The following is a 15,274-nucleotide window of genomic DNA, read 5'->3' as shown; positions in this document are numbered from 1 at the left end:
CTTTTAATTCTTAGAAATATTTTTTATTAATTTCCTTAGCTTTTGCAATCATTTCTTCAGTAGCTTCTTTCATAGGTTGTCTACAATATCCTGCATCAACACCTTGCTCTTGAAGAATTAATTTTATTGTTTGGTAAAGACCATTATTTAAGATATCAGTTATTAAATCATTAGTTACATGTTGAACTTCTAAAGCAGTTTCAATGTCACCTTTTTGAGCAGCTTCAAAGATTTGTCTTGCTCTAACACCGTTTACGTTGAATGTTGATCCTATAGCTCCATCAACACCAAGTACTGTAGCTGGTAACATCATTTCATCGAATCCAGCAAATATTAATTTATCTGGGAATGCTTTTCTCATACGTTCTAATAAGTAGAAGTCTGCTGCTGTGAATTTAACACCGATAATCTTATCGTTTTCAAAAAGTTCAGCAAATTGCTCTATTGACATATTTACTCCTGTTAAGAAAGGAATTGAGTAAATTATAAGTTTATTGTCAACAGAATTTATTATTGTTTCATAGTAATGTTTTATTTCATTAAAATCGAATTTATAGTAGAATGGTGTAACTGCTGAGATTGCATCATATCCTAAATCTGTAGTAAATTTAGCTAACTCTACAGCTTCTTTTAAATTAACTGATCCTACTTGAGCTATTAATTTAACTTGTCCTTTTGCTTCGTCCATAGCAATTTCAAATATTCTTTTCTTTTCATCAGTTGAAAGCATGAAGTTTTCTCCAGTACTTCCGCCTACATAAAGCCCGTCTATTTTACATACATCAATATTGTGTCTGATTATTTCTCTTAAACCTTTCTCATTGATGTTTCCATCCTTGTCAAATGAAACTAATAATGCTGAATAAATACCTTTCATTGTTTTTCTCCTCCCAAAATCCTTTAAATATTTGATTTATTTTAAAATATCAGTAAATCTCTTAGTTATTTGTTGTGGTCTTGTTATAGCCCCTCCAACCACTGCTGAATATGCACCTAAATCAAGTGCTTTCTTTAGTTCTTCTGGAGTGTTTATTCTTCCCTCACAAATAACTGGAATTTTTACCGTTTTTACTAACTCTTCTAAAAGTTCAAAGTCAACACTGTTGCTTTGCTTAGAATATGGTGTATATCCTGAAAGTGTTGTAGATACACAATCAAATCCTAATTTTTCTGCTTCAATACCTTCTTCTAAAGTTGATATATCAGCCATTGCTAATCTTCCTTTTGCGTGAATAGCATCAACTAAATCCTTTACATTTTCACCATTAGGTCTTTTTCTCTTTGTAGCATCTAATGCTATCATTTCACAATCTGTTTTTAAAAGCTCGTCCACTTCCTTCATAGTTGGAGTTATATAAATTTCTGAATCATCGTAATTTCTTTTTATTATTCCAATGATAGGAAGTTTAGTAACTTCTTTTATTTCATTAATATCATTAACGCCTTGTGCTCTTATGGCCGCTGCTCCACCTTGCTTAGCTGCTATAGCCATCCTTCCCATAATAAAAGAACTATGCAAAGGTTCATCTGATAAAGCTTGGCAAGAAACTATTAAATTTCCTTTTACCACGTCTAACATTTTATCACCTTTTTCTGAAAATTATTTTCTTTATGTTTTTATTGTAATCCTTTTCCCACAGAATTTCAATACTTTTTGAAAATATTTTTCTATTTTATGGTTCTTAGTTTTTCCAAATATGCCTACAACCTATGTTTCAAGCCATTTTTATTCATATTTTTTTCACTTTTATTCCTATAATTTTTGTTTTTGAAAATTTATTTCATAAAAAAAGAGCATGTATCAAAATATTTTTTATTAATATATATTGATACAGCTCATTTTAATTTAGAAAATTATATACTTTATTCTACCCATTGAATTACTTCACTTTTTGGAAGTCTTGATTTCTTTCTGTTAGGATCTTCTTTCCTATATCCAAAGGCTATTAAATATGTTAATTCATATTTTTCTTTATCTAAAATCCCTTTTTTAGCTAATATTTCTTCTACCTTTTCTTTATCAAATCCCTCAATAGCACATGAATCTATTTCTCTCATAGCAGCTGCTGTCATCATATTCCCTAATGCTATATAAGTTTGTCTTTTTGACCATTCAAGTAATTTTTCATTTGTTTCATCAGCTTCTAACTTTCCAACTTGGAAGTTTTTTAATACATCTTTTATTCCTTCAAAAAACTCTTCTGAAACACCTTTTGTATTAATCCAAAGGTTTCTAATATAATCTGAATCATATTTAACTTCACTTCCTGCCTTTGTTAAAGCAATTACAATATGACTTGTTGTTGAAGCTTGTCTTTGAAATCCCCAAGATACTTCTGAAATTTCTTTAATTAATTCTTTATTTTCTACAATAAGAAACTTCCAAGGCTCTAGTCCAAATGAACTTGGAGATAATCTAGCTGTTTCTGCAATCATCTCCATATCCTCTTTAGGTATTATTTCTCCTGTAAATTCCTTTGTAGCAAATCTAAAATTAAAAATATCTATAATATCTTTTCTATCCAATTTCATTATTATATCCTCCTATTCATGTTGATTTATTATTTTTATGTAATATTATTATTTTCTAATTATTAAGATATTATTATTTTATTTATTATACCATAATTCTTATCTATTTACTCAGGTATATAATTAAAAATACAATATCTAAATCATAGTGTATTTCTATTTAAATCTCTTTAAATTTCAATTGTAATTTTATTGAAAAAGAACTAAAATATAATAAGTATCATTGGTTAATCGTATTCAAATGAAAAATATTTTGCTTTTAATCAATATACTAAGGGGAATTATTGAGAACTTTTTAGGAGGTGATTTTTTGATAAAAGTTGAAAATTTAACTAAGGAATTTAAGATTCGTAAAAAAGAAAGTGGACTTAAAGGAGCCTTTAAATCGCTTTTTTCTAGTGATTTTGATTCAAAAACAGCAGTATCAAATATTTCCTTTGAAATTAAAAGTGGAGAAATCGTAGGTTATATAGGCTCTAATGGTGCTGGTAAATCCACAACCATTAAAATGATGACAGGAATACTAACCCCATCCTCTGGTCAGGTGTTAGTAAATGGACGAGTTCCCTATAAGGAAAGAGAAAAAAATGCTAAAGATATTGGTGTTGTTTTTGGTCAAAGGACTCAACTTTGGTGGGACTTAGCTCTATCTGAGACCTTTACAATATTAAAAGACATTTACTCTATTCCAGATGAAGTATATGAAAAAAACATGAACTTCTTAAATAAGGTTTTAGATTTAGAAGAATTCATGACAAGACCTGTTAGAACTCTTTCTCTTGGACAAAGGATGAGAGGAGATTTAGCTGCCTCTTTGATACATAATCCTAAAATACTATATCTAGACGAGCCTACCATTGGACTTGATGTAGTTGTAAAAGAAAAAGTAAGGACAGCCATAAAAGAAATAAATAAAGAATTTGGAACAACTGTCATACTAACTACTCACGATTTAAGTGATATTGAGGAATTATGTAAAAGAATAATTATCATAGACAAAGGTACTAAGATATATGATGGAAGCTTAGATGACATTAAGAAAAAATATGGTTATATGACAACCTTAGAAATTCAAAGTAAGAAAGATTTTAAAACCTTACTAAACATTAAGGAAATTTTAAAATCTGAAAGTAATATACCTATTGAAACCTTCTCTAGTGATGATTTAAGTGAACATATTGAATCTGGAAAGCTTATTATAACCTTTAATAAAAACAAAATAACATCTTCTAAAATTATTTCAAAGGTTATTGAAAGAGTTGATGTTTTAGATTTCTTATTAAAAGAAAGTAGCATTGAAGATATTATTAAGAAAATCTATAGAAATGAGGTGTAGCTATGGATTTCTTTAAAACAATACGAGTTTATAGTTCCTTTGCTAAGGGTACTTTTAAAGCTCTTTCATCTTATAAAGCCAATCTACTTATGGGGCTAATAGGACAATTAATTATGATAAGTGTTACTTATTTTCTTTGGATAGCTATTTACAGTAGCTCTCAAGAAGGAATTATGAATGGATTTACCCTAAAGGAAATGCTTACTTATGTTATGATTACACTTTTAATCGGAATAGTTACCAGTAATGATATAAGCCAAGAGATATCCTTTGAGGTTAGAGATGGATCAATTTCTACAAACCTGATTAAACCTATAAATTATAGACTTAGAATAATCTTTATAGGCATAGGAAACTTTATATTTTTCTTTTTAACACTATTTTTGCCTGGCGCAATTTTAATTAGCACCTACGCAATATTAAATGGAATAAATATTAACTTAGCTTCAATATTAATATTTTCAATTAGTATTATTTTAGGATGTTTAATCAATATTTATTACTCTTATATTTTTGGACTACTATCTTTTAAGTTTTATAACATATGGGGAATAAGTCAAATTGCTAGAGCTATTATAATGCTTGTTTCAGGGGCAATGATCCCCCTTACATTCTTCCCTGAAATAGTTCAAAAGTTATTTAACTTTTTACCTTTTAGTTCAATTATATATACTCCAGCTATGATTTATCTTAACAAATTAAGTTACGCTCAAATAGCTAAATCCCTTGGATTACAACTTATATGGGTAGTAATTCTTATGGTATTATCTAAAATTATGTGGAATAAAGTAATTGATAAATTAACTATTCAAGGAGGTTAGAATTATGAAAAGATACGCTAGAATATATGTGCAATTTTTGAAGCAATACCTAAAGACATTACTTGAATATAAAGAGGATTTCATATATGGTATTTTAGGATTTTTTCTAGTTCAAGCTACCTCTATAATTTTTATTTCTCTTATATTTAATAATGTACCCACCCTTTCTGGATGGAGTTTTTACGAAATAATCTTTATATATGGATTTTCTCAAATTCCAAGGGGAATTGATCACATATTTACTGATTATTTATGGATTTTTTCTGGTAGAAGCATAGTTCGTGGAGAGTTTGATAGATATTTATTAAGACCTTTAAACCCACTATTTCAAGTAATAGCTGAAAGATTTCAACCTGATGGTTTTGGAGAACTTGTAGTTGGATTTATTCTTGTGGTTTATTCTGCAATAAAGCTTAGTGTAAATATTACTCCCCTTTGGATTATAGGCTTTATAATTGCTATTATGGGAGGAACCTTAATCTATACAGGAGTTAAGCTTGCTACAGCCTCCATAGCCTTTTGGACTAAGACAAGCTTTAGACATGTTCAAATGGCCTATGGATTAAGTGATTTCTCTAAGTATCCTATAAGTATTTACCCTGGTGCTATAAAATTTTTATTAACCTTTATAATTCCCTTTGCTTTTACAGGATACTACCCTGGAACATATCTCATTGGTAAGGAAAGCTTCTTCATGGGAGTTATACTAACTTTAATAGTAGGTATTTTATCAATAATTGTATCATACAGAATATGGCTTAAAGGGGTTTCATCTTACGAAAGTTCTGGAAACTAAAGATACTAAGCTATAGTTTAATATATAGTTCTATAACTCTTATAAATAGACTATGAAATAAAGTAAATATACTAAGCTCTAGTGTAATTATACGCTATTTCATGCGGTTAATAACATAGTGTAAAACTTAAAAATAAACTTTAAGATTTTAAAATATAATTTATGTATCATACTTAAATATAAAAAAGTAGCATAAGCTACTATATAAATTAGTTATTTCTCATATGATGCTTAAATAAACATAAAAGTAACTTTCAATAAAATTATCTTTTAGTATTCATATAATAAAAAGAGGCTTACCTTATAGCACATAAAATGCTATAAGGTAAGCCTCCTTTTTATCTCCATCCTAATTAAAATTTAAATCTATATTAAAAGCAAACTTAATTCATACTTTTACTATTATCATTTAAAAATTCAATTACACTTTTAAAGGTTTTTCTAGCTTCTTTAACTGAAAATTTAAATTGATATTCATGCCAAAGTCCTTTATTTTCAAAAAATCTTGAAACAACCTTTACTCCTAAAGCTCTTAAAGAAGATGCTAACTCTTTTCCTTGATCTACAAAGGGGTCAATATCTCCCACAGTTATAAAGGTACTTGGATAATTAGGAGTTATATATTTAATAGTAGCTAGTTCATCTATTCTTTCATAATTTTCAAAATTGCTCTCCCCAGTTAATGCTTCCATATAAGTTTTTATACCTGGAAATTTAGTTGCCCTTAGAGAATCCATATTATATAATCCACAAAATAATATTACTCCCCTTAAAAACTTATTTGTTATACTTGGTTTTAAATTCATTTTATTAGATATTTCCTCATTGCTTATAATTGCAGCTAACTGGCTTGCCATCTGAGCCCCAGCAGAATCTCCTCCAATAAAAATATTCTCTCTATCCCCATTAAACTTTTCTGCATTTTCAAAGACATATTTTAAAGCTTCATTACATTGAAGTATTTGACTTGGATATTTATATTTTGGAGCTAAGGCATAATCTATATTAAATACGACAAAGCCTTTATTAGCCAATGTCATCATATAATTCTTAACAGTCTCCTTACTATTAGCTATATATCCCCCACCATGTATCCACATTAATATTGGCGCCTTTTTATTAAGATTCTTAGGATAATATACATCTAACTTATTCCCCTCTAAAATTGATGATTCATAAGCTATATCTTTCTCTATTACTAGGTTACTAACTATCTTATCAAAGTTCTTCGGCTTTGGAAAAACTCCCAATTGAAAGACTGCTTTATAAATTTTACATGCTAAATTGCATTTAGCTATCTTTTCCACAATGGCTGATAATAAATCTATAGTTCCTACATATAATTTCTTAAACCACATGTTAATCACCTTCTTAAGTCTCTTTTCCCTTATAATATATTTTGCTTACTATATAAAATACATATTTATTGTATTACATAATTAATTAATTTAAAATTTACCTTTTTACTCTTTTATCATCTTAAAGGCAAAATAGCTTTTATTTCTTTAGTAAAAAACTTAAAACATTTCAACTTAATTATAAAAAACTATATGTAACATAAATAATAATAAATAACTTTAGATTATAAATAGTAATTACTTAAATAATTAATTTTTTACTTATAGAAGATTCTAACATTTTTAAAAGGCTATATCAAAACAATTTAGTAGTTTTAATATAGCCCTTTAAATTTAAAAATATTATGTTTACTCTACATAAAATTTATCACTTATTCCATTTTCTAAAACCTGTTTTGCATGACTCTTAGCTAACTCTAGTGAATGTAACTTTGCACTTCCACATTGTAATTCATTTGCTGCTGGTATTTCTTCTTGCTCTAAAACCTTAGATAGTGAATACTCTAAAGCCTCTATAATATCTTTAACATTAATATCTCCAAAACTAGTTAAATAAAAACCTGTTTTGCATCCCATTGGTGATATGTCTATTACATCATCTAATTTTTCTCTCATAAAACCTGCTAAAAAATGTTCTAATGTATGCATTCCCTTATCACTTAAAAGTTCTTTATTAGGTTGTACAAATCTCAAATCAAACTTTGAAACTATATCTCCTTTAGGTCCAATCTTTATTCCTGCTTTTCTTACATATGGTGCCTTAACCTTTGTATGATCTAATTCAAAACTTTCAACTTTAACCACTTAACACATCTCCTTCGAACTATTCTGTTTATATTTTTACTTATTTTATTAAACAATTTAAAATTCTATTTTCTTTAATATCTATTAAAAAAGATCTGTACTAAAATACCTATCTCCTCTATCTGGAAATATTGTTACTATATTGCCCTCCTCTATCTTCTCAGCTAATTTTAATACTGCTGCAAATGCCGCTCCTGAAGAGGAACCAACTATTAATCCTTCTTTTTTAGCTAATAATTTTACCGCATCAAAAGCTTCCTCATCATTTACTTTTATAACATCATCTACTAAGCTCATATCCATAGTTTCTGGAATAAAATTGTTTCCTATTCCTTCTATTTTATAAGTTCCACATTGTCCACCACCAATAATAGAACCTACTGGATCAGCTAATATTCCTTTTACTTCTGAAATATTTTCTTTTAAGAATTTTAATACACCAGAAATTGTTCCTCCGCTTCCTGCTCCAGCAACAAAATAATCAATTTGTCCATCTAATCCATCATATAATTCTCTACCAGTAGTCTCGTAATGAGCTAATGGATTTGCCTCATTTTTAAATTGATTTAATGATAATGAATTAGGAATCTCACTTAATAATGAATTTGCTAAATTTATAGCACCTTCCATCCCCTCTTCTTTAGGAGTATTTATTATTTCAGCACCTAAAGCTTTCATTATCTTTTGCTTCTCTATAGAAAATTTATTAGGAACTATAAATATTATTTTATAACCTTTATTAATAGCTGCCAAAGCTATTCCAATGCCTGTATTTCCAGCCGTAGCCTCTATAATAGTGCTTCCAGATTTAAGTTTTCCTTCTTTCTCAGCTTTTTCTACCATATATATTCCAACTCTATCTTTACAACTTCCCCCTGGACTAGTACCTTCTATTTTGGCATAAATATTTACTCCTTCTTTGGTACTTATATTATTTAGTTTTAATATTGGAGTATTTCCTATTAAATCTCTTATATCATTATAATATTTCATTTTTATCACCAGCCTTTACTAAAGCTTGTTGTATATCTTCTAAAATATCCTCTTTATCTTCTATACCAACTGAAATTCTTATTAACCTATCTGTTATTCCTATACGTTCTCTAAGTTCTAATGGCATAGCTGCATGAGTCATAGAAGCTGGGTGACATGCCAAAGATTCTACTCCACCTAAGCTTTCCCCAAAGGTTATAAGTTCTAAACTATTAAAGAACTTCTCATAATTATATTTCTTATTTAAAGTGAAAGAGATTATTCCTCCAAAGCCTGAAGCTTGTTTCTTTTGTATATCATGTCCAATATGAGTTTTAAGTCCTGGATAATATACATTCTCTATCCCCTCTAAATCACCTAACTTTTCAGCTATAAAATTAGCATTTAATTCATGTCTATCCATTCTTACTGATAAAGTTTTGATTCCTCTTATTAGTAAGAAGCTATCAAAAGGTTGAAGTATTCCACCAGTAGAGTTTTGTATAAAGTGTATTTTCTCTCCAAGCTCTTCATCTTTCACAACTACAAGCCCAGCAACTAAATCACTGTGCCCCCCAAGATATTTAGTTGCTGAATGAATAACTATATCTGCCCCAAGATTTAATGGATTTTGAAAATATGGAGTCATAAATGTGTTATCTACTATTGTTAATAAATTATACTTTTTAGCTCTATCTGATGCTATTTTTATATCTATAACATCTAACAGAGGGTTTGTAGGTGTTTCTATATAAATAGCTTTAACACTATCGTCAATTTTTTCTTCAATATTTGTAAAGTCATCAATTATTTCATATCCTATACCAAAGTTAGAGAATATCTTATCAATTACTCTAAATGTTCCACCGTAAAGATTATTAGTAATTAATAATTTATCTCCACTTTTAAATAAACTTAATACTGCAGTAATTGCTGCAAGACCTGATGCAAAGGCAAACCCTCTTTTTCCATATTCTATATCTGCAATTAACTTTTCTAATGATTCCCTAGTTGGGTTTCCTGTTCTTGAATATTCATATCCACTATTCTCCCCAAAAGATCTTTGCTTGTATGTGGATGTTTGATATATTGGAATATTTACTGCCCCAGTTTTTTCATCTATACTTATACCCCCATGTATTAATAAAGAATTCTTCTTCATAACTACATCTCCTTTTATTTATTGCTCTAAATAATATATTTAAATTAATTTTTTCACATGCTACTATTTTTTAGCTATTGCCATAAAAATACCTGGTTCTATCACTTCCCCAAAGGATGATTCTCCACGGGCAACTAATCCCGTATTTTTTATACTTATATTCTTAAATCCCGCTTTTTCAAACCAATTTATTAATTGATCATAGTTAAAACCTAGCCAAGTATCAAACATTTCCTCTCTAGCCCACTCTCCCTTGTGTTCTAACACATCAGTTATGACCACTTTGCCATTAGACTTCAATACTCTATTCATTTCCTTAATAGCTTTATCAGGATTAGCTACATGGTGTAATGCCATATTCATAAAAATTAAATCTATGGAATCATCAAAGAGTGGAAGATTCTCAAGTTCTCCTTTTATGGGATAAATATTATTTATCTCATTTTCCTTGGCAGAACTATATAATTCTTTTAGCATGTTCTTAGATGAATCCAAAGAAAAAACTATATTAGCTTTCTTTGCAATACCAAGACTTATAAAACCTGTACCTGCTCCTAAATCAGCAATAACTTTATTACTAATATCCACAGACTTTATTGCCATTTCTCTTAATTCATCCTTAAAATAGTCTACTCTCATTTTATTCCATTCTTTAGCTATGGAATTAAAATATTTTACTGAATTCATTTTATTAGCCCCCTAATTAAAATTTAAATAAACTATATTTTTTAAATTGATTAATTTTCAAATAATGTAATAGGATACATTGGCATTAAAACAACTATATAAAGCAAATTTAAAATAAAAAAACCTCGTCTCTATAAAAATCTATAGAGACGAGGTAACTCGCGGTTCCACTCTAATTCAGATATAAAAGATATACCTGCACTCAAAATTTAGCACTAACATGCCTAATCACTATAACGGGTGATCCCGGAGAACCCTACTAAAAATTTCGGATTTCTGCTCCAAAGTGCACTTCACATTTCTTCTAAATAGAAAACTCTCACCATCATTTTCCTCTCTGTGATTTTCCAAAATGCTACTTTACTTTTTCAATGCATTTATATCCTAGTATTTCTATCTGAAAACTAGCAATTTTTATTAAATTTTAATATAATTCATATTAAAAATCAATACCTTTTTGAATTTATTTTTAAAAATTCATTAACTCTCTTAAAATAAAATCTCTTATGCATAGATTTTTTATTACTACACAATATAAAATCTATATTTAATACTTTCTATAATCACTCTTTTAAACTAAGTTAATATAAATTATTAAAAATTGACTTTCTATACCAATATCTGTTACAATTTGTTTATTATTTTAATAAAAATTTTTATTTTTAGATATGGAATATTAATAAATAATTTGTATTAAATTAGTTCTTATAAACTTATATTAAAATTTAAAAGGAGGAAATAAGATGTGGAAAGAATTTAAAGAGTTTGCCATGAAAGGAAATGTAATAGACTTAGCTATTGGTGTTGTTATAGGTGGTGCTTTCGGAAAAATAGTAACTTCATTAGTAAATGATATTATAATGCCTGTAGTTGGTAGCTTAGTTGGAAAAGTTGACTTCTCTAACTTATACATAAACTTAAGTGGACAACAATTTAACTCATTACAAGAAGCTCAAGCTGCTGGTGCTGCTACTATAAATTACGGACTATTTTTAAATAACTTAATTAACTTCTTAATAATAGCATTTTCTATATTTATAGTTATAAAACAAATAAACAAGCTTAAAAACTTCACTAAGAAAAAAGAAGAAGTTAAAGTTGAAGCTACAGAAAAAGATTGTCCTTATTGCTATACTAAAATAGACATAAAAGCTACTAGATGTCCTCATTGTACATCTGTTTTAGAAGAAGCTACTAATTAGTCTTCATAAAAATACATAAAACTTATTTTAAAGAAAATTTAAGGCTGTATCATCCCTCTTAAAACATAGAAATTATAAAAGTATTTTTTATAAATTCGATATTTGAGCTTTGATACAGCCTCTATTTATACTATTTTAACCATTGTTTTATTTGTTTTGTAAGTTTATTGTGTAATTTCCAGTACCTGAGTTTTCAAATTGATAAACACATAAGTAATATTTACCTGGATTTAACTTACAAGTGTTACTTAATTTATTTCCATCTGCGTTAGCGTAATCCACATAGTTACTTAAATCATCAGCTGAATATAATAACCAGTTCATTTTTATATTATCTAAGTTTTCAACTACTATGTTTAAGTCACTTGGATTTTGTATATCTATGCTATAAATATCCTTAAGATCATCATTGCTTAATGTTCCAACTATTTTGCTATTACTATCTACCTTCATAGCTTTATCAAAATCATTGTTATTTTCAACTTCTTTTATAGCATCCTTTTCTGTTTCTTTAACTTCATTTTTAAGTTTTCCTTTTACATTTACTGTGTAAGCTCCTGATTGATTATCATAAGTATATACACTTAAGTAGTATCTTCCAGGCTCTAAAGTCTTTTCACCCTTTAATTCTGTTCCATCATTTCCAGTTGCATATAAAACATAATTGTTTAGGTCTCCCTCTTTATAAAGTGTCCAAGTTATTCCTACTGAATTTAAATTATTAAGAGTGATTTTAACATTGCCTTTTTTAGCTACATCAAAATAATATTTATCTGAATAATCCTCTTCTGATAAAGTACCCTTAACTAACATATTAGATTTAGCTATTTGGTTAGCCTTTTCAAAATCATTGTTAGGCTCGCTTTCATTTATAACTTCAACAGGTTTATCTTCTACTACTTTTATCTTTTTACTTTCAGTATTTATTCCACCGTTATTATCTGTAACTGTTAATTTTACTTCATATTCTCCAGTTTTATTATATTTATGAGCAGCTTTAGCCTCATTAGATTTTTCTCCATCTCCAAAGTCCCATTCATAAGCTTTAATTTCACCATCTTCATCTTTTGACTCTGTTCCATCAAAGTTTATTTCTTCTTCAACTATTACTGAAGAATCAGATTTTATAACAGCCTTAGGCTCTTTATTTACATGAACATCAGTATTTGTATCTGTATTCATTCCATGGAATACAACATCATAAACATAGTTACCATTTTCATCTACTTTATGGTTTACAAAGTATGCAGTAACAGTTTTATACCCATTCCAGCTCTTTTTAGATAATTCTTTTAATATATCATTTAACTTAGAATTCATATCTTTCCAGTCATTTTCTTCCCCTTGGCTTCTTTCCCCTACATATGTTCCTCTCATATCGTAAGTAGTAAAGAATTGAGACTTTTCAACATTACTAGAAAGATCTTTTATATTTGAAACTTCTTTTATATCATTAGTTATTTCATTTATATCCTTAGCTTCATGTCCATTTACATATTCATCTGAAACTAAAGGAACATCTAAGTTGTCAATATTATTTAATAAAGAATCTATATAGTCTTGATATTTATCATTTAATCCGTAATCACTACTCATTGATGCAATATAATCTTTATAACCAGATACATCATTATTCTTTATGTAATTTGTCATCTTATTAAACATTCCAATGTTATTGTTGTACATGTAGTTTGATAAAGCAAATCCATAATTATAGAAATCCCATGAGCCATATTTAGCATGTAATACATCATATAAAGACATCCTATTATTTCTATCGTAAGCTAATCCTTGTGTAACTGATTTTCTTGGTTTTATTCCATCAGTTCTAGTTGAACCTGCAAAGAACTCTGCTGTTCCTTCTTCATACCAAGTTAAAACTCCCTCTTGATAGAATTCTCCTTGTCCCCACATTCCAGGAACTACATATCTACCTTGAAGATAGTGAGTAAATTCATGACGGAATAATTCTTCTAATGTATATATACTTTCCTCTGGTGTTCTTTCATAAGTAAAGAAAGTTCCTATGTTTTCAATATATATACCACCATTATCAGTACTAAATCCATTTATTATACGATTTAACTTATACTCTTCTGGTGAGTTATAAATAACAACAGTTAAAATATCATCTGGATTTCCCTCTTCTAAAGCCTTATCATTTTGAACTACTCTCATAAATTGAGCCTTAACTTCCTTTGAAGCCCAGTATAATCTTTTTATCTTTTCTTCTGTTACTTTATCACCAGCTTTTACTACAAATTTGCCATCATCAAAAGTATATGTTTTTGGAAGATATTTTTCCCTTGCATCTGCTTTTATCTTATTGAAATCTATATCATTTCCTGATGAATTTTTGCCACCAAAATTTAAATCTAAATCATTGGCAGCTTCAATATATTGATATGATAAATAAGGATACTCCTTCATAGCTCTTTCTAAAGCTCTTTGAGATATTGATGGGTCTTCTCTAAACTTACCCATTCTACCTGTGTAATATAAGGCATTATTTACAAACCAAGCATTATCATTATTTAACTTATCACCTATTGTACATAAACTTTCTAATCTTTCCATATATGGATCTATTCTATTATAAAACTCAGTGTTTTTAGCATCATATCCCTTAGTATTGTATATTACTGAATTAGTGTAATAATCAATACCTTTCATAAGGTTGAATACTGCATTTCCCTTGCTATAGTTCGAACCATACTTATCTATATTATCTTTAAAATCACTTAAGACATATATGCAATTATTAATAACTTCTGGATCTGCTGAAGCATTACCTATAAGTCTTCCTAAAGCCTCAACAACTCCATCTTGCGCCTTTGTTCCTAATCTAAAATTACTATTATATTGAATCGCTTTCATAGCTGGTAAACACTCATTTTTTAACTGTGGTGTATTTAGGTATGATAATTGTTTATTGTAAAATCCTAAATAATATCCAGCTCTTAAAAACTCAACTAAAGTTGGAATTCCCTTATCATCATCTGCTGTATAAGTTCTTCCACTATCCTCTAGACCATATATTATAGCTTGTACACGATCTCTATTACTAAAGAAAGTATATGAACCATCATTAAAATTAAATAAGTCTGGTACGTTTTCATAACTTATTGTTTTTATTAATTCAACTAGATCACTATAATTCATTCTGTTAAGTTCATCGAATGTATAGATCTTGTTGTTTCTTGCTCTTGATGGAGCAATACTAGGGCCTAATGGTCTATTATTGTCTGTAGCTACCTCATTATTTAATTCTGTTTTAGAAATCTGATCAGCATTAATCTCTCTAGTAATCTGTCCATTATTACTATTCTCTATTTTTTTATCAGCTGCAAATACTTTAAACGAGCTATTAAATAAAATAAATGCTGCTAAAGTAAAGGTAGCTGACCATCTTTCAACTAACTTTAGTTTCGTTAGCTCTCCCCTTTTTAAGTTTTTCTTCATGTTTAAATGCCTCCTCTATCTTAAATAATATTTATATAAATAAAACTTTGCTTATTTAAGCTGAAGTTTTCTTATATACATAATTTAAAATAACCTTACACATTTAAAAATCATTCACCATTTGTTATTAATTTAGTAACTT

At 28.3% G+C, this 15,274-nt stretch carries 13 protein-coding genes and 1 other annotated feature; of the genes, 4 read left to right on the top strand and 9 right to left on the bottom strand.

Annotated elements, in window-relative coordinates:
• Nucleotides 1-10 precede the first annotated feature (10 nt).
• The 3 genes from CPF_RS00905 to CPF_RS00895 all read right to left on the bottom strand — a co-directional run bounded on the left by CPF_RS00905 (nt 11) and on the right by CPF_RS00895 (nt 2,532).
• Nucleotides 11-877 (bottom strand): N-acetylneuraminate lyase, encoded by an 867-nt coding sequence (locus tag CPF_RS00905; protein ID WP_003457546.1) that lies wholly within the window; start codon nt 875-877, stop codon nt 11-13.
• Nucleotides 878-913: 36 nt separating this feature from the next.
• Nucleotides 914-1,579 carry an N-acetylmannosamine-6-phosphate 2-epimerase gene (locus CPF_RS00900; RefSeq protein ID WP_003452659.1) on the bottom strand — a complete coding sequence of 222 codons (666 nt, stop codon included), beginning with the start codon at nt 1,577-1,579 and terminating at the stop codon, nt 914-916.
• Between the two features lie 284 nt (nt 1,580-1,863).
• Nucleotides 1,864-2,532, bottom strand: coding sequence for an NAD(P)H-dependent oxidoreductase (locus CPF_RS00895; protein WP_003457494.1), 669 nt, complete (start codon nt 2,530-2,532; stop codon nt 1,864-1,866).
• Between the two features lie 310 nt (nt 2,533-2,842).
• On the opposite strand from CPF_RS00895, the gene CPF_RS00890 reads away from it, so the two are divergent.
• Genes CPF_RS00890 through CPF_RS00880 form a run of 3 tightly spaced genes read left to right on the top strand, consistent with a single transcriptional unit; the run spans nt 2,843 to nt 5,485 of the window.
• Nucleotides 2,843-3,868, top strand: coding sequence for an ABC transporter ATP-binding protein (locus CPF_RS00890; RefSeq protein WP_003457575.1), 1,026 nt, complete (start codon nt 2,843-2,845; stop codon nt 3,866-3,868).
• A gap of 2 nt (nt 3,869-3,870) precedes the next feature.
• Nucleotides 3,871-4,689: an ABC transporter permease gene (locus CPF_RS00885; protein WP_003457462.1), complete on the top strand. Its 819-nt coding sequence runs from the start codon at nt 3,871-3,873 to the stop codon at nt 4,687-4,689.
• 4 nt (nt 4,690-4,693) lie between these two features.
• Nucleotides 4,694-5,485, top strand: a complete 792-nt coding sequence (locus tag CPF_RS00880) for an ABC transporter permease (protein ID WP_003457473.1) — start codon at nt 4,694-4,696, stop codon at nt 5,483-5,485.
• A gap of 383 nt (nt 5,486-5,868) precedes the next feature.
• Here the strand turns inward: CPF_RS00880 and CPF_RS00875 are convergent, their stop codons facing one another.
• The 5 genes from CPF_RS00875 to CPF_RS00855 form a co-directional block, all read right to left on the bottom strand.
• Nucleotides 5,869-6,843: an alpha/beta hydrolase gene (locus CPF_RS00875; RefSeq protein ID WP_003457505.1), complete on the bottom strand. Its 975-nt coding sequence runs from the start codon at nt 6,841-6,843 to the stop codon at nt 5,869-5,871.
• A gap of 348 nt (nt 6,844-7,191) precedes the next feature.
• Nucleotides 7,192-7,647, bottom strand: a complete 456-nt coding sequence (locus tag CPF_RS00870; RefSeq protein WP_011590095.1) for an S-ribosylhomocysteine lyase — start codon at nt 7,645-7,647, stop codon at nt 7,192-7,194.
• 84 nt (nt 7,648-7,731) lie between these two features.
• Nucleotides 7,732-8,640: a PLP-dependent cysteine synthase family protein gene (locus tag CPF_RS00865; RefSeq protein WP_003467727.1), complete on the bottom strand. Its 909-nt coding sequence runs from the start codon at nt 8,638-8,640 to the stop codon at nt 7,732-7,734.
• Nucleotides 8,627-9,781 carry a trans-sulfuration enzyme family protein gene (locus tag CPF_RS00860; RefSeq protein WP_011590094.1) on the bottom strand — a complete coding sequence of 385 codons (1,155 nt, stop codon included), beginning with the start codon at nt 9,779-9,781 and terminating at the stop codon, nt 8,627-8,629. The genes CPF_RS00865 and CPF_RS00860 overlap by 14 nt, the downstream gene beginning before the upstream one ends.
• 63 nt (nt 9,782-9,844) lie before the next feature.
• Nucleotides 9,845-10,468, bottom strand: a complete 624-nt coding sequence (locus CPF_RS00855; RefSeq protein ID WP_011590093.1) for a class I SAM-dependent methyltransferase — start codon at nt 10,466-10,468, stop codon at nt 9,845-9,847.
• A gap of 142 nt (nt 10,469-10,610) precedes the next feature.
• Nucleotides 10,611-10,849: a binding site (T-box leader), on the bottom strand.
• 362 nt (nt 10,850-11,211) lie between these two features.
• On the opposite strand from CPF_RS00855, the gene mscL reads away from it, so the two are divergent.
• The gene (mscL, locus tag CPF_RS00850) at nt 11,212-11,670 is read left to right on the top strand and encodes a large conductance mechanosensitive channel protein MscL (RefSeq protein ID WP_003471963.1); all 459 of its coding nucleotides are present in this window, start codon (nt 11,212-11,214) and stop codon (nt 11,668-11,670) included.
• 147 nt (nt 11,671-11,817) lie between these two features.
• Here mscL and colA read toward each other — a convergent pair whose 3' ends face one another.
• Nucleotides 11,818-15,132 carry a collagenase ColA gene (colA, locus tag CPF_RS00845; protein WP_011590092.1) on the bottom strand — a complete coding sequence of 1,105 codons (3,315 nt, stop codon included), beginning with the start codon at nt 15,130-15,132 and terminating at the stop codon, nt 11,818-11,820.
• Between the last annotated feature and the right edge of the window lie 142 nt (nt 15,133-15,274).

The organism is Clostridium perfringens ATCC 13124, from assembly GCF_000013285.1.
Classification (GTDB): Bacteria; Bacillota; Clostridia; order Clostridiales; family Clostridiaceae; genus Sarcina; species Sarcina perfringens.
Note: the sequence above shows the minus strand (reverse complement) of the source record. Positions and strands in the feature narration are given on the sequence as shown.

Coding starts and splice junctions, on each gene's coding strand:
- CPF_RS00905 (WP_003457546.1), bottom strand. CDS start 877: ATGAAAGGTATTTATTCAGCATTATTAGTTTCATTTGACAAGGATGGA.
- CPF_RS00900 (WP_003452659.1), bottom strand. CDS start 1,579: ATGTTAGACGTGGTAAAAGGAAATTTAATAGTTTCTTGCCAAGCTTTA.
- CPF_RS00895 (WP_003457494.1), bottom strand. CDS start 2,532: ATGAAATTGGATAGAAAAGATATTATAGATATTTTTAATTTTAGATTT.
- CPF_RS00885 (WP_003457462.1), top strand. CDS start 3,871: ATGGATTTCTTTAAAACAATACGAGTTTATAGTTCCTTTGCTAAGGGT.
- CPF_RS00880 (WP_003457473.1), top strand. CDS start 4,694: ATGAAAAGATACGCTAGAATATATGTGCAATTTTTGAAGCAATACCTA.
- CPF_RS00875 (WP_003457505.1), bottom strand. CDS start 6,843: ATGTGGTTTAAGAAATTATATGTAGGAACTATAGATTTATTATCAGCC.
- CPF_RS00865 (WP_003467727.1), bottom strand. CDS start 8,640: ATGAAATATTATAATGATATAAGAGATTTAATAGGAAATACTCCAATA.
- CPF_RS00860 (WP_011590094.1), bottom strand. CDS start 9,781: ATGAAGAAGAATTCTTTATTAATACATGGGGGTATAAGTATAGATGAA.
- CPF_RS00855 (WP_011590093.1), bottom strand. CDS start 10,468: ATGAATTCAGTAAAATATTTTAATTCCATAGCTAAAGAATGGAATAAA.
- mscL (WP_003471963.1), top strand. CDS start 11,212: ATGTGGAAAGAATTTAAAGAGTTTGCCATGAAAGGAAATGTAATAGAC.
- colA (WP_011590092.1), bottom strand. CDS start 15,132: ATGAAGAAAAACTTAAAAAGGGGAGAGCTAACGAAACTAAAGTTAGTT.